This window comes from Pseudoxanthomonas sp. LjRoot125 (assembly GCF_964252705.1).
Lineage (GTDB): Bacteria > Pseudomonadota > Gammaproteobacteria > Xanthomonadales > Xanthomonadaceae > Pseudoxanthomonas_A.
The window spans coordinates 171841-193190 of sequence record NZ_CAXUOY020000001.1; the positions used below are offsets into that span (position 1 = coordinate 171841).

The following is a 21350-nucleotide window of genomic DNA, read 5'->3' on the forward strand; positions in this document are numbered from 1 at the left end:
CCGCCCTCGCCTGCCACTACGCTGCGGCATCCTCGGGAGGGAAACGTCATGTCGATCGCTTACTGGTGCATCCTGGTCACCGCGCTGCTGCCGTACCTGTGGGTCTTCATCGCCAAGCGATCGGGCGAGCGCTACAACAACCGCAATCCGCGGGGTTGGATCGCCAAGCAGGAAGGCAACTACAAGGTGCAGCGCGCCAACGCCGCGCACCTCAACGGATTCGAGGCCTTCCCCGCCTTCGTCGCCGGCGTGCTGATGGCACAGCTGGCCGGCGTGCCGGCGGACACCATCACGCCGCTGGCCATCGCCTTCGTGGTGGCGCGCGTGCTGCACGGCGTGTTCTACCTGGCCGATAAGCAGTCGCTGCGCAGCTTCATCTGGCTGATCGGCATGCTGTGCGCCGTGGCGCTGATGGTGCTGGCGGCGATGCGGGTGGCGTGACCCTCAGCGCAGGTCCTCTTCCCAGCCGAACAGCGCGAAGGCCTTGCGGAACTCCGCATCCAGCGGCGCCACCGCCTCGATGCGCGCGCCGGTCAGCGGATGCGGGAACGACAACCGCACCGCGTGCAACAGCATGCGATGCACGCCCTGCATGCGGAAGTTGCGGTTGTGGCGACCATCGCCATGGCTGGTATCGCCGATGAGGTGATGGAACGCGTGCTTCAGGTGCCGGCGGATCTGGCGGAAGCGGCCGGTCTCCGGCTGGCAGCGCAGCAGCGCATAGCGCGAGGTCTCGAAGCCGACGGAAGGCAACGGGAGTTCGCCCGTCGCCAGGCGCACGAAGCGCGTCACCGACGGCTTCTTCTCCGGCTTGCCCGGGCCGCCATCCAGCGGATGGTCGACGGTGAAATCGGGTTCCGGCCAGCCGCGGCACACGGCCAGGTAATCCTTCTCGACCTCGCGCGACATCAGCACCTTGCCGAGCGTCGAGGCGCTCTCGCGGTCGAACGCCACCAGCAGGCAGCCGCTGGTCGCGCGATCGAGCCGATGGATCAGGAAGATCGGCTTGCCGAACTGCGCGCGCAGTCGGTCGGCGACGAAGTCCGTCTCGCCGCCGGCGAGCTTGCTGTCGTGCGCCATCACGCCCGCGGGTTTGTTGACCACTGCGATCTGCGCATCCGCGTACAGCACGGGCACTGCGCCATCGTCCGGCTTCGTTTCAGCGTATTCCATGAATCTGCGTGCCTTCCAAATCTGCGAAACTCGGGGTTCGCCGCACGCGATGGACGCACGCGGCCCCGAAGGAGGATTGAGGATGAAGTCACCCCGTTTCATTGTCGCACTCGGCCTGGCCGTGACGCTCGCCCTGGGCCAGCCGGCCTGGGCCGATGCCGCCGCCGCGCTGCCGAAGGGCGTCGCCGCCGGCCCCAGCATCGAGGGCATCAGCGAGTACACGCTGTCCAACGGCCTGCGCGTGCTGCTGTTCCCCGACGACACCAAGCCCACCGTCACCGTGAACCTGGTCTACGGCGTGGGGTCAGTGCACGAGAACTACGGCGAGACCGGCATGGCCCACCTGCTGGAGCACCTGCTGTTCAAGGGCACGCCCACGCAGGCGGACATCAGCGGCGAGATGAAGAAGCGCGGCATCGACTTCAACGCGACCACCGGCCTGGACCGCACCAACTACTTCGCCTCCTTCCCGGCCAACACCGACACCCTGGAGTGGGTGTTGAAGATGGAAGCCGACCGCATGGTCCACTCGAACGTCGCCAAGAAGGACCTCGACAGCGAGATGACCGTGGTCCGCAATGAACTGGAAGCCGGCGAGAACAATCCCGCCGCGGTGCTGTTCCAGCGGATCCGCTCCACCGCCTTCCTGTGGCACAACTACGGCAACACGACCATCGGCGCGCGCAGCGACGTGGAAGGCGTGCCGATCGACAAGCTGCAGGCGTTCTACCGCCAGTGGTACCAGCCGGACAACGCCACCCTGGTGGTCGCCGGCCGCATCGACAGCGCCGACGTGCTCGCACGCGTGGCGCGCCACTTCGGCCCGGTGAAGAAACCCGCGCGCGTGCTGCCGCGTTTCTACACCATCGAACCCGCACAGGACGGCGAGCGCGAAGTCACCGTGCGCCGCGTCGGCAACCTGCAGCTGGTCGCCGCGTCCTATCACACGCCCGCGCTCGCGCATCCGGACAGCGCGCCGCTCAGCGTGCTGGCCAACGTACTGGGCCACACGCCCGGCGGCCGCCTGCACAAGGCGCTGGTCGAGGCCAAGCTGGCCGCGGCCGCCGGTGCCAACGGCGAATCCATGCGCGACCCGGGCCTGCTCACCGCCATCGCGGTGGTGCCCAACGACGGCGACCCCGCCAAGGCCGAGGCCGAACTGCTGAAGCAGGTCGAACAGCTTGCCGCGCGCCCGATCACCCAGCAGGAAGTCGATGAAGCCAAGCAGCGCATCGGCAATGCGTACGAGCTCTACTTCACCGACGTCAACGCGGTGGGCATGGGCCTGTCGGAGTTCCAGTCCGCCGGCGACTGGCGCCTGCTGTTCACCAGCCGCGATGCGGTGGAAAAGGTCACCGTCGCCGACGTCAACCGCGTCGCCGCGGCCTACCTGAAATCCAGCAACCGCACCCTCGGCCGCTTCGTGCCCACGCCCACGCCGGATCGCGTGGAGATCCCGGCCGCGCCGGCGGTGGCCACCCTGGTGGACGGCTACACCGGGCGCGCCGCGGTGACGGCGGGCGAAGTGTTCGATCCCTCGCCGAAGAACATCGATGCGCGCACGCAGACCTTCACCCTCGGCAGCGGCTTGAAGGTGTCGCTGCTGCCGAAGAAGACCCGCGGCGGCACCGTCATCGTCGATGCGAACTTCCGCTTCGCCGACGAGGCCGCGCTGAAGGGTCGCGAAGGCGCGGCCGGCATCGCCGGTGCGATGCTGATGCGCGGCAGCAAGACGATGACGCGCGAGCAGATCGACCAGCGCCTGGAGCAGCTGAAGACCCAGGGCAGCGTGGGCGGCAGCCTGCAAGGCGCGAGCATCGGCCTGCAGACGCGGCGCGAACACCTGGCCGACGCGCTGGCGCTGGCCGCCGACGTGCTGCGCAACCCGACGTTCCCGGACAGCGAGTTCGAACAGCTGCGCACGCAGGCCGTCACCGGCATGGAAGCCTCGCGCTTCGAGCCCGGCGCCATCGCCGGCCGCGCGCTGGCGATGTACTTCGATCCGTGGCCGGCCGGCCACCCGCTGCACGCCCGCACGCTGGACGAATCGCTGACCGAACTGAAGGCGCTGAAGCTGGCCGACGTGCGCGCGTTCCATCGCGACTTCTACGGCACCGCCAACGGCGAGATCGCCATCGTCGGCGACTTCGACCCCGCGGCCGTGCGCGCGCAGCTGGAACAGCTGTTCGTGGGCTGGACGTCGGGCAGGCCCTACGGCTCGATCGCCACGCAGTACACCGACGTGGCGGCGAAGCAGGCGCGCTTCGAAACGCCGGACAAGCCCAACGCGGTGCTGCTGGCCCGCCACAACCTGCCGTTGAAGGTCACCGATGCCGACTACCCGGCGCTGGTGGTTGCCAACCGCATCTTCGGTGGCGGCGCGCTGAAGTCGCGCCTGGGCGATCGCATCCGCCAGCAGGAAGGCCTGAGCTACGGCGTCTCCAGCGGCGTGCGCGCCGACGACAGCCTGACCGGCAAGGACAACGCGGGCAGCTTCAGCATCCAGGCCATCGCCGCACCGGAGAACATGGCGAAGGTGGAAGCGATGGTGCGCGAAGAGCTGGCCAAGCTGGTCAAGGACGGCATCACCGCCGAGGAACTGAAGGACGCCGTGGCCGGCACGCTGACCGAGCGCCAGCAGGCGCGCGCCGAGGACGGCACCGTCGCGGGCATGCTGAGCGACCAGCTGTTCTACGGCCGCACCATGCAGTTCACCGCCGACCTGGACGCGAAGTACGCCGCGCTGACGGTCGACCAGGTGAACGCTGCGATCCGCGCGCACTTCAAGCCGGACGCGCTGAGCGTGTTCCTGGCGGGCGACTTCGCCAAGAAGGCGACGGCCGCCCCCGCGGCGGCGCCCACGAAGTAAGCCACATCAAGTGACACGGAACGGCCCCGCAAGGGGCCGTTCTTGTTTCCAGGCCCGTGTCATACGTCACTTGAAGCACTGCGCGTGACGCTGCGGGCCATCGATGGGATTCAGCGCTCCATCGTTCTCACATCGAGCGTCGCCCGCGAGGTGTCGCGAGTCGGCGCAGGCTTACGGCAACCGCAGTGTCGCCACCAGCGGGAAGTGATCGGACGGATAGCGGTGGTTCCAGCGCGTGGTCACCGAGGTGATCGATTCCAGCTGCACGCCGCGGACGAAGATCCAGTCGATGCGGCGGTCCGGCGTGCCGGTGAACGCGTGGAACGTGGCGTCGCTGCCCTCGACGCGCGGCGCGGTGGTCCAGGCGTCCTGCAGCGTGCGGGCGAGCACGGCGTGCACCTCGGTATCGGGCGCGGTGTTGAAGTCGCCGGTCAGCACGATCGGCACGCCGGCCGGCAGGGTGCCCAGGCGTTGCGCGATGGCCTGCACGCCCTTGATGCGTGCCGCTTCGTCCTGCTCGCGGTACGGCAGGTGGGTGTTGAACAGGTAGAAGCGCTTGCCGTTACTGCGCTGTTCGAACAGCGCCCACGTCACCATGCGCGGATACAGATGGTTCCAGGTGATGCTCCCCGGCACATCGGGCGTATCCGACAACCAGAAGTCGCCGGACTCGACCACCTTCAGCCGGTCCTTCCGATAGAACACGCCCATGTGCTCGCCGCCGCCATCGGCGTTGCGGCCGCGGCCGAACCACGCGTACGCCGGCAGTTCGCGCGCCAGGTAGTCGGCCTGCGACTTCACCAGTTCCTGCAGGCCGATCACGTCCGGCGCCTGCTCGCGCAGCATCGCTACCGCGAGCGGCTTGCGGGTTTCCCAGTAATCCACGCCGTCGCTCTCGGCCGGCAGGCGGATGTTGAAGCTCATGACGCGCAGCGGCGCGTCGGCGGCGAGCGCCGGCGTCCCGGTGGCGCACGCCAGGATGGCGATCAGAAAGAAGCGCAGGAAGCGGTTCATGGCGTTGCCTGGAGTCGACTCGCGCCAGTATAGGAACTGCGGTAACGTCGCGCTCAATCGGGGATTGGGGAGTTCCATCATGCTGGGAATGAAGCGCATCGCCGTCCGGGGTGCATGGTGGTTGGCCGCCTTCATGGTGGTGCCGTTCGCACACGCGCAGGAGGACGCGCCTGCGGCTCTCGGCGACGCACAGGTCGCGCAAGCGATCCTCGACGCGGAGGCGACGGGTCGGGCGATCTACCTGCACGACCAGGCCGCTGCCGTTGCGACGGATGCCGTGATGAAGCTCAAGGCCTTCCGGCAGGACGGCAAGCGCGGACAGCTGGCCGGCTGGATCACCGAGCAGCGCGATGAAGGGATCGTGGTGACGTTTCTGAGCAGCGAGTCGATCCCACGTGCGAGATACCGTGCCACCGTGGCGAGCGATGGTCGCGTCACCGGTGAGGTAGAAGCCCTGGAAGAACCTGCCGCATTGTCGTCGTACGAACTGGGCGCCGCACGGGCGCGGGCCACCGCCGCCACGGCGAAGTTCGAGCCGTGTTCGAAGACCTACAACAGCGTGGTGCTTCGCGACGACCGCGAGGGAGGCGGATGGATCGCCTACCTGCTGCCTGGGACGACGCAACATGGCGTCGTGCCCATCGGCGGCAGCTATCGCCTGGATCTGGACGCGACCGGCGAGAAGGTCGTTGGCCAGCGCGGATTCACCCGCTCCTGCATCGTGCTGGAGAACCCGCGGGATGCCGTCGCGATCATGATCACGCATCTGATGGACCCGGTCCCCACCGAAGTGCATGTGTTCTGGAGCGCGTGGGCGCGCAAGCCGATGTACGTGGGTACGTCCCAGGGCGGCTGGAAGATCGAGAACGGCCGCATTGCATTGATGAACCGCCGGGGAGGCGGAAATAAATGATGTGCGGGCCAGTACCGCTGCCGCAGTGCGCGCCGGTGGCGGTCCGCTAGCCCGTGGCGTCGCGCGCGACCACCACGGTACGCAGCCTCCTTGCGCTGGCACTCGCGATCATCGCGGTGCCGGTGGTGAACCTGGCCGGCGGCGAACTTGCGGCGCTGTTGGGCCTGCCGCGCGGCGGTGATGCGCGACTGGGCTACGACCTGCTGTGGGTGTTCCTGGCCGGTGTCGCCGGCAGCGCGCTGATGGTCGGCGTGGCGGCCGTGGCGAAGACCGCGCACGCGTGGGTGTTGTTCGCGCTGTACCTGGTGCTGGACCTGTATGTAACGGTGATGGCGTGGGACGACTTCCCGCGCTGGTTCACCCTCGCCTGCCTGCTGACGCTGCCGCTGCAGGTGTGGCTGGGCTGGTGGCTGGCGTGGGGACGGCGGCGCGCCTGATCGCGCGTCAGCGCCGCGGCCACGCCGCCAGCAGCGCCCACAGGCCGCCGATGCCGGCGATCCACGCCGACGCCGGCACAGAGAAAATGCTCGGGCCGCCCGCTTCCAGGCCGTACAGCACGGCCGCGACGATCAGCAGGCCCACGCCGAGGATGGCGGCGACCACGCGGCGCTGCATGCCCTTCATCGTCTGCGCGAGATCGGTGAGGTCCTTGGAACGCAGCGACAGTTCGTGCCGGCCGTCCACTTGCTGGCTCAGCCACGCGTGCACCAGGCGCGGCATGTCCGGCGCATGGGTCATGATTTCGGGCAGGCGCTTGCGGAACTCCTGCGCGGCGCGCTGCGGGCTGTATCGCTCCAGCAGGATGCGCTCCAGCACCGGCTTGGCGACGGCCCAGATGTCGATCTGCGGGTCCAGCTGGCGGCCGACGCCTTCGATGTTGAGCAGCGTCTTCTGCAGCAGGATCAGCTGCGGTTGCAGGGTGAGTTCGTAGCGCTGCGCGGTGCGGAACAGCTTGGCCAGCACCTCGGCCAGCGAGATCTCGCTGAGCGGACGGGTGAAGTACGGCTCGCACACCGCGCGTGCCGCCGCTTCCAGTTCGTCGATGCGGATGTACGACGGCATCCAGCCCGCCTGCACGTGCAGTTCGGCGATGCGGCGGTAGTCCCGGTTGAAGATCGCCATGAAATTCTCGGCGAGCCAGAACTGGTCGTCGCGCGAGAGCTGGCCCATGATCCCGAAATCCAGCGCGATGAAGCGCGGGTCTTTCTTGCGTTCCGGATCCACCCAGATGTTGCCGGCGTGCGCGTCGGCGTGGAAGAAGTTGTCGCGGAACACCTGCTGGTAGAACACGCGCACGCCCTTGGCGGCGAGTGCCTTGCGGTCGATGCCGGCGGCATCCAGCGCGGCGATGTCGTCGGACGGAATGCCGCGCACGCGTTCCATCGTCATCGCGCGTTCGGCGGTGTGCGACCAGATCACTTCCGGCACGTACAGGTCGGGCGAGTCGGCCCAGTTGCGGCGCAGCAGGCTGGCGTTGCCGGCCTCGCGCTGCAGGTCGAGTTCGGCCGCCAGCGTGTTCTCGATCTCGGCGACGACTTCGCGCGGGCGGATCTTGTCGGCGGCGGGGTGCGCGCGCTCGACGATGGCGGCGATGCTTTCCAGCAGCGCGATGTCGCCGGCGATCTGCTTGCGGATGTCGGGCCGCAGCACCTTCACCACCACCTCGCGACCGCCGGGCAGGATGGCCGCGTGCACCTGCGCGATGGAGGCGGACGCCAGCGGCGTGGTGTCGAACTGCTCGAACGCCTCGTGGATCGGCTGGCCGAGTTCCTCTTCCACCAACCGGCGCGCGATCTCGCCATCGAAGGGCGCGACGCGGTCCTGCAGCAGGGTCAGTTCTTCGGCGATGTCGGGCGGGATCAGGTCGCGGCGCGTGGACAGGATCTGGCCGAACTTGACGAAGATCGGCCCGAGTTCCTGCATCGCCAGGCGCAGGCGCGCGCCGCGCGGTTGCGCCGCGATCTGGGCCGAGGCGCGCGGCACGAACGGACGCGCGAGCCGCAACCAGCGTTCGACCGGCGTGCCTTCCAGCAGGTCGTCGAGGCGGTAGCGGAGCAGGACGCGTCCGATGCGGCTGGCCCGCAACACCGACTTCATGCGCGTTGCTCCACGCGTGCGGCGAGGCGGCCGACGCGCACGGCCAGGCGCTCGACGTCGTCGCGCACGGCATCGACGTCGTCGTGGAAGGCGTTGAGTTCGGCGCGGCCGACGACGTCGCGCGATTCCTCGGTGACGTACTCGGCGGCGCTCTCTGCGACGTTGCCGGCGACGATCCGCGCCTGCTGCAGGCCGGCGCGCACGGTGTTGGCCACCTGCACGCCGATCACGTCGCCGAACACGCGGGTGAACGGCAGCGACCAGTCGGGATCGAAACGGGTGGCGAGCGTCTGCAAGCGGCGGGCGAGATCGGCATCGCCGGAGACGTGCAGCTTGCCGACTGGAGCGGCATCGTCGCGGCGGAAGAACGGGAGCTGGGACAGCAGCCCGCCGAGCGTGCTGCGCACGGCGAGGTCGGCATCGAGGACTTCGCTCGCGGGGCCCACCTGCAACTGACCACCGCCGACGATGATGTCCATCGCCAGCGCCGGTGCATCGATGCGCAGCTGGATGCGACGGCCTTCCAGCGGCAGCAGCGCCGCCTGGGTGTCCGGGTCCAGCGTGAGGGCGTGGTTGAGCGCGGTTTCCAGCGCGCGGCCGGCGAGCGGCTTCAGGGCATCGAACGGGGACAGGTGTCGGGTGGGAGGGCTCATTTGCATGAGCCCCCCCCCCTAAGAACCGTACGTGCGAGTTTCCCCGCATACGGCTCAAGCCTGCTTAAAGCCCCCGTGAGGGAGCCGGCTTCACTACTTTCAAACCAAGTTGATGGACTCGGATATGACATACGGGGTGCAGGAGAACTCGGTTAGCCAGTGTATCCGGCCCACCCATCGCCTTGTAGACGATGTGGTGGTTTTCCCACCCAGTTTCCTGCGTGATGGCCCCTTGGCACAAGGCGCAACGACCGGCTTGCGATTGATAAAGAGATAGCCACTGCTTTCTTTGGCACTTGCTGTTCAGCAAGCGCTGTTGTCGCAGGGTCTCTCCGTACCTTTCATCAGCCGGGTCGAAGGGGTTGTAACTCCCTTTGACCTTTTGATGCCTCCGAATTGGAGTATCCGCAAGCGTATAAAGCGTCGCCTGCCGCGGTACTCCGTACCTGTCAGTTCCCATCCCGGCGAACACCCAGTTTCGAAGCTCGACCGAGTGAAAATACTTATTTCTCACCCAGTCCACCCTCTTGTCTGGATGTCGCCGTTTCGCCCATCGCCAGATCGCCCGGTGTATCAGGTGATCCATGCGATTGAACGCCATCTTGGCCACTACGGGGCTGTGATAGTTCGCCCAGCCTCGCAGTATTGGGTTCAGCAGGTCGATCAGATCGTACTGCCGTACCGTCTTGTTGCTACTGATAGCCTCCTTGACCTTGCAATAGTTCGATTGCTCGCTCTTCTTGCTCGGTTTGATGAGCATCTTTCCGCTGTACTTGCGGAAGTTCCAGCCCAGGAAGTCGAAACCCTCGTTGATGTGCACGATGCGCGTCTTTTCCATCGACAGTTCGAGCCCTCGTTCTTTGAGGAACCCTTCCACCCATGGCTTGACCTCCTCCTCCAGCAACTCCTTCGAGCTACCGGTTATGACGAAGTCATCCGCGTACCGCACCACATTTACTTTGAGTCCCGCAGCTTTCGTCTTGCCTATCCGCGCACGTAGGTGCGCGTGCAGACCTGACTCCAGCCCATTCAGTGTCACATTGGCCAATGTAGGGCTGATGATGCCGCCCTGTGGCGTTCCTTCTTCGGTGTGCTGAAGAAGCCCCTTGTGGATGACCCCGGCCTTCAGCCACTTTCTGAGCACCGTTCTGTCCATGCGGACATTGCGAAGCAGCCAGTCGTGGTTGATGTGGTCGAAACACCCCTTGATGTCCGCTTCCAGCACCCATTGGGCCGAAGCCGTCTGGGACAGGGAAACAAACAACTGGCTCATGGCATCGTGCGTCGAGCGATTAATCCGGAAGCCGTAGCTGTTCGGATCACTCGTCGATTCGGATACCGGCTCCAGTGCCAGCAGATGAAGCGCCTGCATGGCCCGATCCAAGATCGTCGGGATTCCCAGCGGACGTTCCTTGCCGTTGGCCTTCGGGATGTAGACGCGGCGTAGCGGCTTGGGCTTGTACCCTCGCCGCCTCATCCGGCCTATCGCTTCCAATCGGGTTTCAGGCGTGTCCCAGAGTTCACGATCGACACCTGCCGTTCGTGAGCCTTGGTTCTCTGTCACTCGTCTTGCCGCCATTACCTTGCCGCAGTACGAGCGGGTCAGCCAGCGTTGCAGGGCTTTCACCTTGCGCCACTGACCTTCCTGTGTTGCCTTCGCGATACGGACCTGTATACCCCGCACATTCCTTTCCACCCGGCGCCAGTCGATCTGGTGCCAGTTGTCAGGAACGTGGGAACGCGCAGGCCCGCGAGGGGTCACTCTCATGCTTCGTTCCTCCTGAGATGAAACATCCCGGCGGAAAGACGCATGGAGCCCCGGCAGGGGCGACATGCGCCCCGTCGGGGTTGGGTAGTCGTGGACCGAAGCCCACGTAGATAGGGTCAAGCAGGTGACACGCGATGCAGACCAGTCGGAAGTGGGCGTATCCGCTCCATTACAGAGGGGCATTTGCTTTCTCCGACCTCCCTTACCCGCTCCCAACAGCGCCCCTTGCGGAGAGCCTGCCCAGAGGGCGGGAGTGCGGGTATTACCACGTTCCTTGAAGATCACACGACTGAGGCAGGGTCTGTCTATTCGCCGGCGGCTTGTCTTGGTGACGCATCCCATGCATGGAGTGGGATGACCAGCCGCGGAGTACCTATAAGCAGCTTCGGTACTGCAATGGTGACGACGTTTATCGACAATTCACAAAAGTTACCCATTTCAGCCAGCCTCGCCCCTCATCCGGTTTGCTGCTACCAGAATCTGCGTGAAAACCTCGCGACTTCACGCCCCTTGCGGGAGACTTGTTCAGTGGGCTTCGCACCCCTCCGTTTCCGAAGACGCACGCCACTTCAGGCTACTGGCGGTCACACACCAGGTCCTACTTCCCGTCATCCGGACGGGTAGGACAATGATCAACAAGACACAGGTTCGCGTAGAGATAGTGCTGGCTTCTTGCAAGCCAACTCATTGATTCGCAAGGACACGACAGGGTCGTGTGGGAATTCCATGCACGACATACCCTGCCCTTGCGGCGGAGTCTGACGTACTTCCCGACTCCGCTTGCGGATTTCGATGGGACCCCGGAGGGTCTTGGTTAGATGGAGTATTAAGGCACTCAGACCTACGAGCTACACGAACCTTCGTGTCGCACCCATGCCGTCATTCTAGCGGCAAGGCCTTGCACCCCGCCCGTCCGCAGGCCGGCTTCCTGCCGGACCGGACGGGCGCGGCGGCATCCTGCCGCCCCGGCGGAGAGAGACGGTGATGGCGTCAGACGCGCTTGCCGCGCAGCATCGAGACGACGGCCAGGATCAGGAACACGACGAACAGCACCCACGCAATGTTGGTGGCGGCGCCGGCGATGCCACTGAAACCCAGCACGGCCGCGATGATCGCGACGATGAAGAAGATGACGGCGTAGTGCAGCATGGGGAACTCCTGTTGGCATGCGGCCAGGAAGGCCGGTGGTGGGGCCATGCTGGAATGCCGGGAGTCATCGCCGCGTGAGCGTGGGGCGCACGCAGACGGCCACGCTTAAGCGTCGTGATCCATGCGTGAAGGGTCGCCGCCGAAGCGCGGCGCGTCAGACCGGATGGTCGCGCAACCAGGCCTGCAGGCGCGCAAAACCTTCTTCCATCGACACGCGCGGCACGTAGCCGAAATCGCGGCGCGCGGGCGCCATGTCGTACCAGTGCGCGGTGGCGAGTTGTTCGGCGAGGAAGCGCGTCATCGGCGGTTCGCCCTTCAGCGGCAGCACCGTCCACAGGGTTTCGCACACCGCGCCCACGCGGTACGCGGCCTTGAACGACAGGTGCTTGTCCACGCGCGGCGCGCCGGCCGTTTCCAGCAGCGCGTTGAGCAGCTTGCGCATCGGCCACGGCTCGCCGTTGGAGATGAAGTACGCCTTGCCTGCGCAGGCGGCGCCCGGCGCGAGATGGTCGAAGGCATCGAAGTGCGCCTGCGCAGCGTTGTCGATGTAGGTGGTGTCGACGTGGTTCTCGCCGCTGCCGACGATGCGCAGCCGGCCGGCGCGCGCACGCGACACCAGGCGCGGGAGGATCTGGTGGTCGCCCGGGCCCCAGATCAGGCGCGGGCGCAGCGCGACCGTCGCCAGCGAAGCCTCGTTGGCGGCGAGCACGGCTTTCTCGGCGATCGTCTTGGTGCTCGCGTACGGCGCCTTGAAGCCTTCGCCATAAGGCACGTCGGCGGCGGTGCCGCCTTCGACCGGATGCGTGGCACGGTGGGTCACGCTGGGCGTGGAGGTATAAACCAGCCGGCCGATGCCGTGCGCGCGGCAGGCATCGAGCACATTCTGCGTGCCGACCACGTTGGCGTCGTGGTAGCTGCGATAGCTGCCCCACGCGCCGGCCTTGGCAGCGTTGTGGAAGACCGCATCGACGCCGTCGGCGGCATGCCGCACCGCGTGCGCATCGGCGAGATCGCCCTGCACCTGGCCCACGCCCAGTTCGCGCAACGCCGGGTAATAACCGCGATTGAGGCTGATGACCTCGTGCCCGCGCTCGACCAGGCCACGGCACAGTGCCTGACCGAGGAATCCACCGCCGCCGGTAACGAGGATCTTCATGCGTGTTGCTCCTTTTGCGTGGCGGCCCACACGGCCAGCGTCTCGCGGCCGATCTTGGCGTTGTGGCGGATGTCGACGGGAAAGCCCGGGTGCGGCAGGAACACGCCGATGCGTGCGGTATGCGGAAGGCGTGCGCCGATCTCGCGCAGTTCGGCCTCGATGCGCACGCGATCGGCGACCACGCCGAGCATCAGCTCGTAGCACAGCGCCGGCCGCTGCAAGCCAGCCTCGCCCACGCCGACCAGCGCGGTGCGGCGGACCTGTGGATGCGTGTTGAACACGGGCTCGACCTGCTCGGTGTAGAGCGGGCCGTCGGCGGTCTCCACGCGCTGCGTCTTGCGCCCGCAGAACCACAGTCGGCCTTCGCCATCGAACCAGCCCACGTCGCCCATGCGATGCACGATGCGCTCGCCCCCGTCGGGCAGCGCTTCGCGGATCTTGGCGATCCGCGTGGCCGCGTCGCGGCGGAAATAAGTATCGGTGGCGGTGGGGCCGGCGACGGTGATTTCGCCGACCTCGCCATCGGGCACGATGTCGACGTCGCGCCAGTCGGCGATCGGCGCATCGACGATGCGGATGATGCGGACCTCGTTCGGCGGGACGGCGCGACCGACGCAGGTGCCGGCACCGGCTTCGGTCGCCGTGCGCGTGGATTCCAGTTCGCGGCCTTCGATGACGGCAACGGGCAGGCACTCGGTCGCGCCGTACGGCGTCCAGAACTGCGCACCCTCGGGGAGCAGCGTGCGGATCTTCGCCACGGTATCGGGCGGCACCGGCGCACCGGCGGACGTCACGCGCTGCACGGTGGGCAGCGGTGCGCCGTGGTCGGCGAGCACCTTCATCAACGCCGGCGAGCCGAACAGCTGGGTGACGCCGAAGCGCGCGATGGCCGCGTGCAGCTTGTTCGGGTCGGCACTCGCGGGCCGGGTGGGATCCATGTCGGGGATCACCGAGGTCAGCCCCAGCGCAGGATCGAACAGCGCGAACGGCGGGAAGGTCGGCAGGTCCACGCCGCCGGGCTGCATGCCGAACGCATTGCGCAGCAGTTCGATCTGGGCGACGAAATGACGATGACGATAGACCACGCCCTTCGGCACGCCGGTGGAGCCGCTGGTGAACAGGATGCCGGCGACATCGTCGGGCGAGGTGTCCGCGAGTTGCGGGCCCGCGCCGCTGCCGCGCGCTTCGATCTTCGCCAGCGTGGTGCCGCCCCAGGCCCAGCGCGTGCCGACGGTGACGATCTTCTTCGCCGATCTCGCCCAGCCCAGCACGCGGCGCGCGACCTGGGCGAGCGGGATGCCGATGAAGGCCTCGGGCTCGGCTTCGTCCAGGCATTGCTTCAGCGCACGGCGGTCGATGCCGGGGTCTACCAGCACCGGCACGGCACCGGCCTTGAACAGCGCGAACATCAGCAGGAAGAACTCCGGCGTGGGCCGCACCATCACCACCGTGCGGCTGCCGCGGCCGATGCCGTACGCGCCCAGGCCGGCGGCGATGGCGTCGCTGCGGGCATCGAGCTGCGCGTAGGTGAGCTCGCGGGTGTAGCGGCCGGCGCCATCGGGGCAGCGCATGGCCACGCGGTCGGGCTGCTCGCGGGCCAGCCGGGGCAAGCTGGCGGCGATGTTGCACGGATCGGTCATGCGGGCATTGTCGCCGCTGGGCGGTACTTGCGTCAGCCCGCGGCGTTGGCAGAATGCGCGTCCCGCCCGCGCCCTGACGCCAGCCCACGCCGATGCACCCCTGCCTGACCTGCGGCGCCTGCTGCGCCCACTTCCGCGTGAGCTTCCACTGGAGCGAGGCGGACCCCGACCAGGGCGGCGTGGTGCCGATCGAACTGACCGAGCCGTTGCGCGTGCACGAGCGGGTGATGCGCGGCACCTCGCAGAAGGAGCCGCGTTGCGTGGCGCTGGACGCCGACATCGGCCGCTACAGCCGCTGCACGATCCACGACCGGCGCCCGTCGGTCTGCGCGCTGGTGCCGGCCTCGCTGGAATTCGGCGAGCGCAGCGCGCAATGCGACAAGGCGCGGCTGGCGCATGGCTTGCCGCTGCTCGAGGCAGCGGACTGGGCGGGCGTGGTGGACGCCGAAAAGAACCCGCTGCCGGCGCTCTGACGCGCCGCTCAATCGAGCGGGTGGCGGTCCAGGAAGTCGCGGATCAGCGGCACCAGGATCTCGTGCTTGTCTTCCAGCACATAGTGGCCGGCGTCTTCGTACGCGTGCACTTCCGCGTTCGGCAACGCGGCGCGGAAACCGTCGAGGAAGTGCTTGTCGAACACGAAGTCCTTCAAGCCCCAGCCCAGGAATGCGGGCCGGTCGGCGAACGACGGCAGCGCCTTGCCGGCGGCGTCGAGCAGCGGCCACGCCTTGTCCTTCGGACCGAGCGGGATGTCCTGCATGAAGCGGATCGTGGAGATGCGGTTGGCCCAGGTGTCGTACGGCGACACATAGGCGCGGCGCACGTCGGTGGGCATGCGGCGTTCGACGCCGATCCACGACGCGCCGGCCGAGAAGGCGTTGAAGCCGCGGATGATCCACTCGCCGATCTTCCAGTCGCGGCCGAGCCCGATCTGCCACGGCATCGCCTTCGCGGCGGGCATCGGGAACGCGGCGGTGTTGGTGACCACCAGGCGCTTCACCTGCGCGGCGTGCGAAAGCGCCCAGCCGAAACCGATCATGCCGCCCCAGTCGTGCACGGCCAGCGTCACCGGGCCGGTGATGCCGAGGTGGCGCAGCAGCGCGGCGACGTCGTCCACGCGCGACTGCAGGGTGTAGTCGTAGCGGCTGTCGTCAGGCTTGTCCGACAGGCCCATGCCGATGTGGTCGGGCACGATGCACCGGTACTTGTCCGACAGCCCCGCCACCAGCGTGCGCCAGTAATAGCTCCACGACGGATTTCCGTGCAGCATCACCACCACCTCGCCGTCGCGCGGACCTTCGTCGAGGTAGTTCATCGACAGGCCCGGGCGGACCTCGAAGCGCTGCGGATGGGAGGGATAGCCGGGAAGGTTCATCGTGCGTCGCCGCCGTCAAAGAAAAGGGCCGGCGAACCGGCCCCCTGGATACGAAGTGCGGCAGGGATCACCAGACCACTTCGGCCATCGTGCAGTTCAGGCCCGAGCCGATGCCGAGCAGGGCGATGCGGTCGCCCTTCTTCAGCTTGCCCAGTTCCTTCAGCTTGCTCAACACGATCGGCACGGAAGCCGGACCGATGTTGCCGTGCTCGGTGAAGATGGTCATGACCTTCTGCGGATCGATGCCGAAGGACTTGATGAAGGCCTGCGTGTGCGGGCGGCTGACCTGGTGGATGACGAACTGGTCCAGTTCGTCGACCGCCCAACCCAGCGCGACCTTGGCGGCGGCGAAGGTCTTGTTGGCCAGCTTCATGCCTTCGATCAGCAGCATGCGGGTGTCGGTGACCATGCGGTCGAGGTTGCCGCGGCAGAGCTTGTTCCACTCGGTCGCCGAACGCGTCACGCCGCCCTTGTAGCGCGGGGCGTCCGGCACGAGCGCAGCGCGCGCCATGACCATGGCCACGGCGCCGCAGCCCAGGGTCAGCGCGGCCAGTTCGTCGCGGAACTGCTGTTCGGTGATGTCGGGCGCGTTGAGGCGCTCGATGGTCTTTTCATAAACCAGGTTGGCGGTCTCGCCATCGACGACCAGCGCGTAGTCGATCTCGTCGCGCTCGAGCATGCGGGCGGCGATGTCCATGCCGTTGATGAAGGCCAGGCACGCATTGGCGACGTCGAAGGTCTGGCAATGCTCGGCCACGCCCAGGTTGCCGCAGACGATGCTGGCGGTGGACGGCTCCAGGTAGTCGCGGCTGACGGAGGTGTTGACCACCAGGCCGACCTTGTCGGCGGTGATGCCGGCGTCGAGCAGGGCCTTGCGCGCGGCCATGGTGGCGGCGTCGGAAGCCTGGGTGTCGGCGTCCCACAAACGGCGGGCGTGCACGCCGGCGATGTCGTTGAGGACGTCCGTCTTGATGCCCAGGCGGTCGAGCGTGGGCTGCAGGCGGGCGTTGATCTCGTCCGACGTCAGCGTGTGGGGCGCATCGATATGCGCCAGTCCCGCGATGGAGACATTCTTGAAGAGCATCGAGGTTAGCGCCAAGGCTCAGGCGGAAGGGGCCGACAAGGGTACTTGCTTCCCGTCTTCACCGCATCTTTACGCGCCCGGTCGCACCCCGACACGCCCGCTCAAGTGTGACTCAGTTCACACTTTATCGACCGCACCGATAGGCGGCGAAGCGCTGCTCGCCGTTGGCGGGGTCGCCGAGCGGCTGCAGGGTATCGGCCTGCAGGCCAGGGCCCTCGTTGCGGGCCAGGGTTTCCAGCTCGTCGCGCACCCGCAGGTTGTTGCGGTCATAGAAGGCCACGCTGTCTTTCACCGAAACCGACACTTCGCCGCGCTTCTCGCAGCCCGCGGGTGCCGCACCGCCGGGAATGACCCGGACGTTCTTCGCGGACGGCGCCAGGTGCACCCAGGTGCAGGCGGACAACAGCACGGTGGAAGCCACGGCAAGCAGGGCGAGACGCATCGGGGTCACCTTGGAATGTGAGTCGTGGCCATTCTGGCCGACGCCGGATGAATCGATCCGGGCCGACCGCCGTCCCCGGCGAGGGACGGCGGCAGGGCCAGTCTTACTTCTTGGCGTTGCCGTCGGCGTCGAGCTCGACCGCTTCGCCCAACTGCAGCGCGCGCACCGAGGCACCGACCTTGGACAGGTCGCCCACGACCACCCAGGTCAGCGCGGCCGGCGACAGCGTGGTCGCGGCCTTGGCCACGTCGGCGGCACCAATGGCCTCGTTGCGGGCCTTGTACTGGACGATGTAATCGTCCGGGCGGCCATAGCGCTGGTTGGAGGCGATCTGGCTGAGCACGGCGGAAGCGGTCTCGTACGCCCCCGGCAGCTCAAGCGTGTTCGCCGCGCGGATCTTGGCGATCTCGTCCGGCTTGGCCGGCACCTGGCCGGTGGCGAACTGGCTGATTTCCTTCTGCAGCTCCTTCATCGAATCAGCCGTGCGATCGCTCTGCACCGCCGCGCTCGCCCACCACGGGCGCTGGCCCAGCGTGTTGCGGGCGCCGCTGTAGGAACCGTAGGCCCAGTGCTTGTCCTCGCGCAGGTTCATGTTGAGGCGCGAGCTGAACTGGCCGCCGAGCACGCCGTTGGCGAAGTCGAAGTCGATCGTGCCGGCGTCGCCGGTGGGCGGCACCAGCTGCGCGGCATAGACGTTGGACTGGATCGCGCCCGGCTGGTCGATCAGGAACACGCGCGGCTTGGCGGCGTTGGCAACCTTCGGCACGGCGGCCAGCTTGGGCGCGTTCGGCGCGGCCTTCCAGTTGCCGAGGCGGGCTTCCAGCAGCGGCACGATCTGCGCCAGCGTGGTGTCGCCGACGATGGTGATGCGGGCCTGGTCCGGCTGCAGCCAGTCGCGGTGGAAGGCGACCAGGTCATCGCGGGTCAGCGAGGCGATCGAGGCTTCGGTGCCCGAGCCGGTGAACGGGATCGCGTACGGGTGGCCGGCGCCGTACAGCAGCGGCGGCAGCGTGCGCAGCGCGGCGGTCTGCGGGCGGGCCTTTTCCTGCTTGATGCCGGCGATCCAGGTGGCGCGCACGCGCTCGATCTCGCCCGCGTCGAAGGTCGGACGACGCAGCACGTCGGCCAGCAGGTCGAGCGAGGGTTCCAGCTTCTCGGTCAGCGCGGACAGGCCGACCGAGGCTGAATCCAGGCCACCGCCGGTGCTGAGTTCGGCGCCCAGGGCTTCCTTGCGCGCAGCGAAGGCCAGCGCGCTGTAGTCGCCCGCACCCTCGTCCATCATCTGCAGCGCGAAGCTCGCGGTGCCCAGCTTCTTGCCGACGTCGGCGGCATAGCCACCGGGGAATTCGACATTGAACTGCACCACCGGCGTCTCATGGCGTTCGGCCAGCACCACCTGCATGCCGTTGGACAGCGTGGCGCGCTGCACGGCGGGGAACTTCAGGTCGGGGAAGGTCGTGGTCTTCGGCACGCCGGTGCTGCGGTCGACGTCGGTCTTCACCGTCTTGAACTTCGGGTCGACCTTCGGCGTGGCGGCCGGCGTGGTGGCCGGTGCGGCGAACACGGTTTCCGGCAGCGAAGAGGCTGGCGTCTCACTCGGCTGCACGAGGATGGTGTGCGATGCGCCCGCCAGCCACTTCTTCGCGGCGGCCTGCACCTCGGCCGCGGTCGCGTTGGCGAGGATGTCGAGTTCTTCCTGGTAGCAGTCCGGCTTGCCCTGGTAGACGGCGCACGACGCGAGCACGTCGGACTTGCCGCCAAAGCCACCGATGCGCTCGATGCCGCGCACGAACGACGCACGGCCGGCGACCTTGGCGCGCTCCAGTTCGTCGGCGGTCGGGCCGCTGGCGATCAGGCGCTTCAGTTCTTCGTCCAGCGCCTTCTCCACCTTCGCCGGATCCACGCCTTCCTTCACCGTCGAGACGAGGAAGAAGGTGCCGCTGATCTCGCTGCTCCACTGGTAGGCGCTGGCCTGGTCCGCGATCTTCTCGCCATGCACCAGGCGGGTGTCGAAGCGCGACGCCGCGCTGCCGCCCAGCACCTGGGCGAACAGGTCCAGCAGCGCCGCGTCCTTCGAGCCCATCTCGGCCACGGCCCAGCCGCGGTACAGGCGCACCTGCGGCACGCGATCCGGAATGGTTTCGCGCGTGTCCTTGGCGTGGGTGGGAATGTTGGCCTTCATGTCGGCCAGCGTGGCGCTGGCGGGAATGTCGCCGAAGTAGCGCGTGACCTTCTGCTTGGCGGTGGCCACGTCGATGTCGCCGGCCAGCACCAGCACGGCGTTGTTCGGGCCGTACCAGCTGCGGAACCAAGTCTTCACGTCGTCCAGGGTGGCGGCGTCCAGGTCGGCCATCGAGCCGATGGTCTGCCAGCTGTAGGGATGGCCGGCCGGGTACAGGGCTTCGAACATGCGGGCCATGATGCGGCGGCCGTAGGGCTGGTTCTCGCCCTGGCGCTTCTCGTTCTGGACCACGCCACGCTGTTCGTCCAGCCCCTTCTGGTCGATCGCACCGAGCAGGTGGCCCATGCGGTCGGATTCCATCCACAGCGCCATGTCGAGCGCGGTGGTGGGCACGTTCTGGAAGTAGTTGGTGCGGTCCTGGTTGGTGGTGCCGTTCTGGTCGGTGGCGCCGACCAGCTCGAACGGGGTGAAGAACTCGCCGGGCTGGTTCTCGCTGCCCTGGAACATCAGGTGCTCGAACAGGTGGGCGAAGCCGGTGCGGCCCGGGGTCTCGTTCTTGCTGCCCACGTGGTACCAGATGTTCACTGCCACGATCGGTGCCTTGCGGTCGGTGTGCACGATTACGCGCAGGCCGTTGGGCAGGGTGAACTCCTCATAGGGAATGACGATGTCCGCACCGGCGGCCGGCTTCGCGTACGTGGGTGCCGGCGCGTAGGCCAGCCCTCCGACGGCGGCGGACAGGGCGACGGCAAGCAGGGCGGCGCGGGGCCGGCGGGAAACGCGCATCGGACACTCCTTAGTAATACTGAATGGGCAGCAGAACCCTCGATGCTAACCGTCGCCCCGGCTCATTACACTAGGCCACAAGCCATGACGGATGGCCTATGCGGCCCGCGCCGCCAGCCCGTTCCGTCCACCCGGGAGGTGCCATGGACCGCAAGCACTGCCTCGTCACCGGCGCCAACCGCGGGTTGGGCCTGGAACTCGTCCGCCAGCTGCTGGGCCGGCACTGCCACGTCATCGCCACCTGCCGGCAGCCCGGCAAGGCCACCGCGCTGACTACCTTGGCCGGCGACCATCCCGGACGCCTGCACGTATTGCCGCTGGACGTCGCCGACCCGCGCAGCCGCGCCGCGCTGGTGCGCGAACTGCCGCTGGTGACCGACGAAGAACCCCTGCACCTGCTGGTCAACAACGCCGGCGTCCTGCGGGGCGGCGAACGCTTCGGCCAGGTGGCGCCGGTCGATCTGGATGCCAGCTTCCACACCAACGCCGCCGGACCGTTCCTGCTGACCCAGGCCCTCGCGCCGCGGCTGGCCGACGGCGGCGTGGTCGCCAACATCTCGTCGGAAGTCGGCTCGATCGGCTTGCGCCAGGAGTTCCGCACGCCCAGCTATGCCATCGGCAAGGCGGCGCAGAACATGGCCACCTCACTGTTGTCGCAAGCATTCGCGGCCCAGGGGGTCGTGGTGGTGGCGCTGCATCCCGGCTGGGTGCGTACGGACATGGGCGGACAGAACGCCGCGCTGTCCGTGCAGGAGTCCGCCTCGGGCCTGCTGCATGTGATCGATCGACTCACACCGGAGGACAGCGGCGGCTTCCTCGACTGGCAGGGCGAGCCCCTGCCCTGGTGAATCTGAACGCCAGCATCCGACATGCCGGGGAACTGCAACGGTTCCTAGCTAAACGGCATCACAACCAGCACACCCCAAGCTGACCGGCCTCCGACTGAAGCGGCGTGTTCGCAGTCACAACACACACCTCCCGGCGTCTTGTTCAAGCAGGACGGACACCCGGACGGACACGCACCTCGGACACCGGACAGCGAAAAAGCACCA

The 21350-nt window shown here is 67.5% G+C and carries 18 protein-coding genes; 6 read left to right on the forward strand and 12 right to left on the reverse strand.

All coding sequences use genetic code 11. The annotated features are described in order from the left end of the window. The first annotated feature begins 48 nt into the window (after positions 1-48). Positions 49-441, forward strand: a complete 393-nt coding sequence (locus tag ACSION_RS00795; RefSeq protein ID WP_093488758.1) for an MAPEG family protein — start codon at positions 49-51, stop codon at positions 439-441. Positions 442-444: 3 nt separating this feature from the next. On the opposite strand, the gene ACSION_RS00800 is transcribed toward ACSION_RS00795, so the two are convergent. Beyond that, positions 445-1173, reverse strand: coding sequence for a pseudouridine synthase (locus ACSION_RS00800; RefSeq protein WP_435304426.1), 729 nt, complete (start codon positions 1171-1173; stop codon positions 445-447). An 82-nt stretch (positions 1174-1255) separates the two neighbouring features. Here ACSION_RS00800 and ACSION_RS00805 point away from each other — a divergent pair, with 82 nt between their 5' ends. Continuing rightward, positions 1256-4042, forward strand: coding sequence for a M16 family metallopeptidase (locus ACSION_RS00805; RefSeq protein WP_435304427.1), 2787 nt, complete (start codon positions 1256-1258; stop codon positions 4040-4042). A gap of 171 nt (positions 4043-4213) precedes the next feature. Here the strand turns inward: ACSION_RS00805 and ACSION_RS00810 are convergent, their stop codons facing one another. Continuing rightward, on the reverse strand, positions 4214-5056 hold the full coding sequence (locus ACSION_RS00810; RefSeq protein ID WP_435304428.1) for an endonuclease/exonuclease/phosphatase family protein: 843 nt from the start codon (positions 5054-5056) through the stop codon (positions 4214-4216). A 79-nt stretch (positions 5057-5135) separates the two neighbouring features. Between ACSION_RS00810 and ACSION_RS00815 the strand changes: the two genes are divergently transcribed. Together ACSION_RS00815 and ACSION_RS00820 are read left to right on the forward strand one after the other, a co-directional pair. Then, the gene (locus tag ACSION_RS00815) at positions 5136-5969 is read left to right on the forward strand and encodes a hypothetical protein (RefSeq protein WP_435304429.1); all 834 of its coding nucleotides are present in this window, start codon (positions 5136-5138) and stop codon (positions 5967-5969) included. A 53-nt stretch (positions 5970-6022) separates the two neighbouring features. Continuing rightward, on the forward strand, positions 6023-6406 hold the full coding sequence (locus tag ACSION_RS00820; protein ID WP_435304430.1) for a hypothetical protein: 384 nt from the start codon (positions 6023-6025) through the stop codon (positions 6404-6406). Between the two features lie 7 nt (positions 6407-6413). Here the strand turns inward: ACSION_RS00820 and ubiB are convergent, their stop codons facing one another. The 6 genes from ubiB to oleC form a co-directional block, all read right to left on the reverse strand. Beyond that, complete coding sequence (gene ubiB, locus ACSION_RS00825; RefSeq protein WP_435304431.1) at positions 6414-8066, reverse strand: ubiquinone biosynthesis regulatory protein kinase UbiB; 1653 nt, start codon at positions 8064-8066, stop codon at positions 6414-6416. Continuing rightward, the gene (locus ACSION_RS00830; RefSeq protein WP_435304432.1) at positions 8063-8719 is read right to left on the reverse strand and encodes a ubiquinone biosynthesis accessory factor UbiJ; all 657 of its coding nucleotides are present in this window, start codon (positions 8717-8719) and stop codon (positions 8063-8065) included. Before ACSION_RS00830 ends, ubiB begins: the two co-directional genes overlap by 4 nt. A gap of 64 nt (positions 8720-8783) precedes the next feature. Next, positions 8784-10487 (reverse strand): group II intron reverse transcriptase/maturase, encoded by a 1704-nt coding sequence (gene ltrA / locus ACSION_RS00835; RefSeq protein WP_435304433.1) that lies wholly within the window; start codon positions 10485-10487, stop codon positions 8784-8786. Between the two features lie 990 nt (positions 10488-11477). Continuing rightward, a complete protein-coding gene (locus ACSION_RS00840; protein WP_093488778.1) occupies positions 11478-11636 on the reverse strand; it encodes a DUF1328 domain-containing protein in 159 nt (52 codons plus the stop codon). 154 nt (positions 11637-11790) lie between these two features. Continuing rightward, positions 11791-12792 carry a 2-alkyl-3-oxoalkanoate reductase gene (gene oleD, locus ACSION_RS00845; RefSeq protein WP_435304434.1) on the reverse strand — a complete coding sequence of 334 codons (1002 nt, stop codon included), beginning with the start codon at positions 12790-12792 and terminating at the stop codon, positions 11791-11793. Then, positions 12789-14432 (reverse strand): olefin beta-lactone synthetase, encoded by a 1644-nt coding sequence (gene oleC, locus ACSION_RS00850; RefSeq protein ID WP_435304435.1) that lies wholly within the window; start codon positions 14430-14432, stop codon positions 12789-12791. Before oleC ends, oleD begins: the two co-directional genes overlap by 4 nt. Before the next feature lie 92 nt (positions 14433-14524). On the opposite strand from oleC, the gene ACSION_RS00855 reads away from it, so the two are divergent. Further along, entirely contained in the window at positions 14525-14905 is a 381-nt protein-coding gene (locus ACSION_RS00855) for a YkgJ family cysteine cluster protein (protein ID WP_435304436.1), read from the forward strand. Positions 14906-14913: 8 nt separating this feature from the next. Here ACSION_RS00855 and ACSION_RS00860 read toward each other — a convergent pair whose 3' ends face one another. The 4 genes from ACSION_RS00860 to ACSION_RS00875 form a co-directional block, all read right to left on the reverse strand. Next, positions 14914-15804: an alpha/beta fold hydrolase gene (locus ACSION_RS00860; protein ID WP_435304437.1), complete on the reverse strand. Its 891-nt coding sequence runs from the start codon at positions 15802-15804 to the stop codon at positions 14914-14916. 67 nt (positions 15805-15871) lie between these two features. Then, entirely contained in the window at positions 15872-16888 is a 1017-nt protein-coding gene (locus ACSION_RS00865) for a 3-oxoacyl-ACP synthase III (RefSeq protein WP_093488788.1), read from the reverse strand. Between the two features lie 124 nt (positions 16889-17012). Next, positions 17013-17330 (reverse strand): DUF4156 domain-containing protein, encoded by a 318-nt coding sequence (locus ACSION_RS00870; RefSeq protein ID WP_093488790.1) that lies wholly within the window; start codon positions 17328-17330, stop codon positions 17013-17015. Between the two features lie 103 nt (positions 17331-17433). Beyond that, positions 17434-20298, reverse strand: a complete 2865-nt coding sequence (locus tag ACSION_RS00875; RefSeq protein ID WP_435304438.1) for a M16 family metallopeptidase — start codon at positions 20296-20298, stop codon at positions 17434-17436. A 143-nt stretch (positions 20299-20441) separates the two neighbouring features. On the opposite strand from ACSION_RS00875, the gene ACSION_RS00880 reads away from it, so the two are divergent. Continuing rightward, positions 20442-21146 (forward strand): SDR family oxidoreductase, encoded by a 705-nt coding sequence (locus ACSION_RS00880; RefSeq protein WP_435304439.1) that lies wholly within the window; start codon positions 20442-20444, stop codon positions 21144-21146. Positions 21147-21350: the final 204 nt, after the last annotated feature.

What these genes read in the sequence shown, in the direction of transcription:
- ltrA (WP_435304433.1), bottom strand. Translation starts at nt 10,487, where the DNA reads ATGAGAGTGACCCCTCGCGGGCCTGCGCGTTCCCACGTTCCTGACAAC.
- oleC (WP_435304435.1), bottom strand. Translation starts at nt 14,432, where the DNA reads ATGACCGATCCGTGCAACATCGCCGCCAGCTTGCCCCGGCTGGCCCGC.
- ACSION_RS00875 (WP_435304438.1), bottom strand. Translation starts at nt 20,298, where the DNA reads ATGCGCGTTTCCCGCCGGCCCCGCGCCGCCCTGCTTGCCGTCGCCCTG.
- ACSION_RS00865 (WP_093488788.1), bottom strand. Translation starts at nt 16,888, where the DNA reads ATGCTCTTCAAGAATGTCTCCATCGCGGGACTGGCGCATATCGATGCG.
- ACSION_RS00880 (WP_435304439.1), top strand. Translation starts at nt 20,442, where the DNA reads ATGGACCGCAAGCACTGCCTCGTCACCGGCGCCAACCGCGGGTTGGGC.
- ubiB (WP_435304431.1), bottom strand. Translation starts at nt 8,066, where the DNA reads ATGAAGTCGGTGTTGCGGGCCAGCCGCATCGGACGCGTCCTGCTCCGC.
- ACSION_RS00870 (WP_093488790.1), bottom strand. Translation starts at nt 17,330, where the DNA reads ATGCGTCTCGCCCTGCTTGCCGTGGCTTCCACCGTGCTGTTGTCCGCC.
- ACSION_RS00855 (WP_435304436.1), top strand. Translation starts at nt 14,525, where the DNA reads ATGCACCCCTGCCTGACCTGCGGCGCCTGCTGCGCCCACTTCCGCGTG.
- ACSION_RS00805 (WP_435304427.1), top strand. Translation starts at nt 1,256, where the DNA reads ATGAAGTCACCCCGTTTCATTGTCGCACTCGGCCTGGCCGTGACGCTC.
- ACSION_RS00800 (WP_435304426.1), bottom strand. Translation starts at nt 1,173, where the DNA reads ATGGAATACGCTGAAACGAAGCCGGACGATGGCGCAGTGCCCGTGCTG.
- ACSION_RS00830 (WP_435304432.1), bottom strand. Translation starts at nt 8,719, where the DNA reads ATGAGCCCTCCCACCCGACACCTGTCCCCGTTCGATGCCCTGAAGCCG.
- oleD (WP_435304434.1), bottom strand. Translation starts at nt 12,792, where the DNA reads ATGAAGATCCTCGTTACCGGCGGCGGTGGATTCCTCGGTCAGGCACTG.
- ACSION_RS00810 (WP_435304428.1), bottom strand. Translation starts at nt 5,056, where the DNA reads ATGAACCGCTTCCTGCGCTTCTTTCTGATCGCCATCCTGGCGTGCGCC.
- ACSION_RS00815 (WP_435304429.1), top strand. Translation starts at nt 5,136, where the DNA reads ATGCTGGGAATGAAGCGCATCGCCGTCCGGGGTGCATGGTGGTTGGCC.
- ACSION_RS00840 (WP_093488778.1), bottom strand. Translation starts at nt 11,636, where the DNA reads ATGCTGCACTACGCCGTCATCTTCTTCATCGTCGCGATCATCGCGGCC.
- ACSION_RS00860 (WP_435304437.1), bottom strand. Translation starts at nt 15,804, where the DNA reads ATGAACCTTCCCGGCTATCCCTCCCATCCGCAGCGCTTCGAGGTCCGC.
- ACSION_RS00795 (WP_093488758.1), top strand. Translation starts at nt 49, where the DNA reads ATGTCGATCGCTTACTGGTGCATCCTGGTCACCGCGCTGCTGCCGTAC.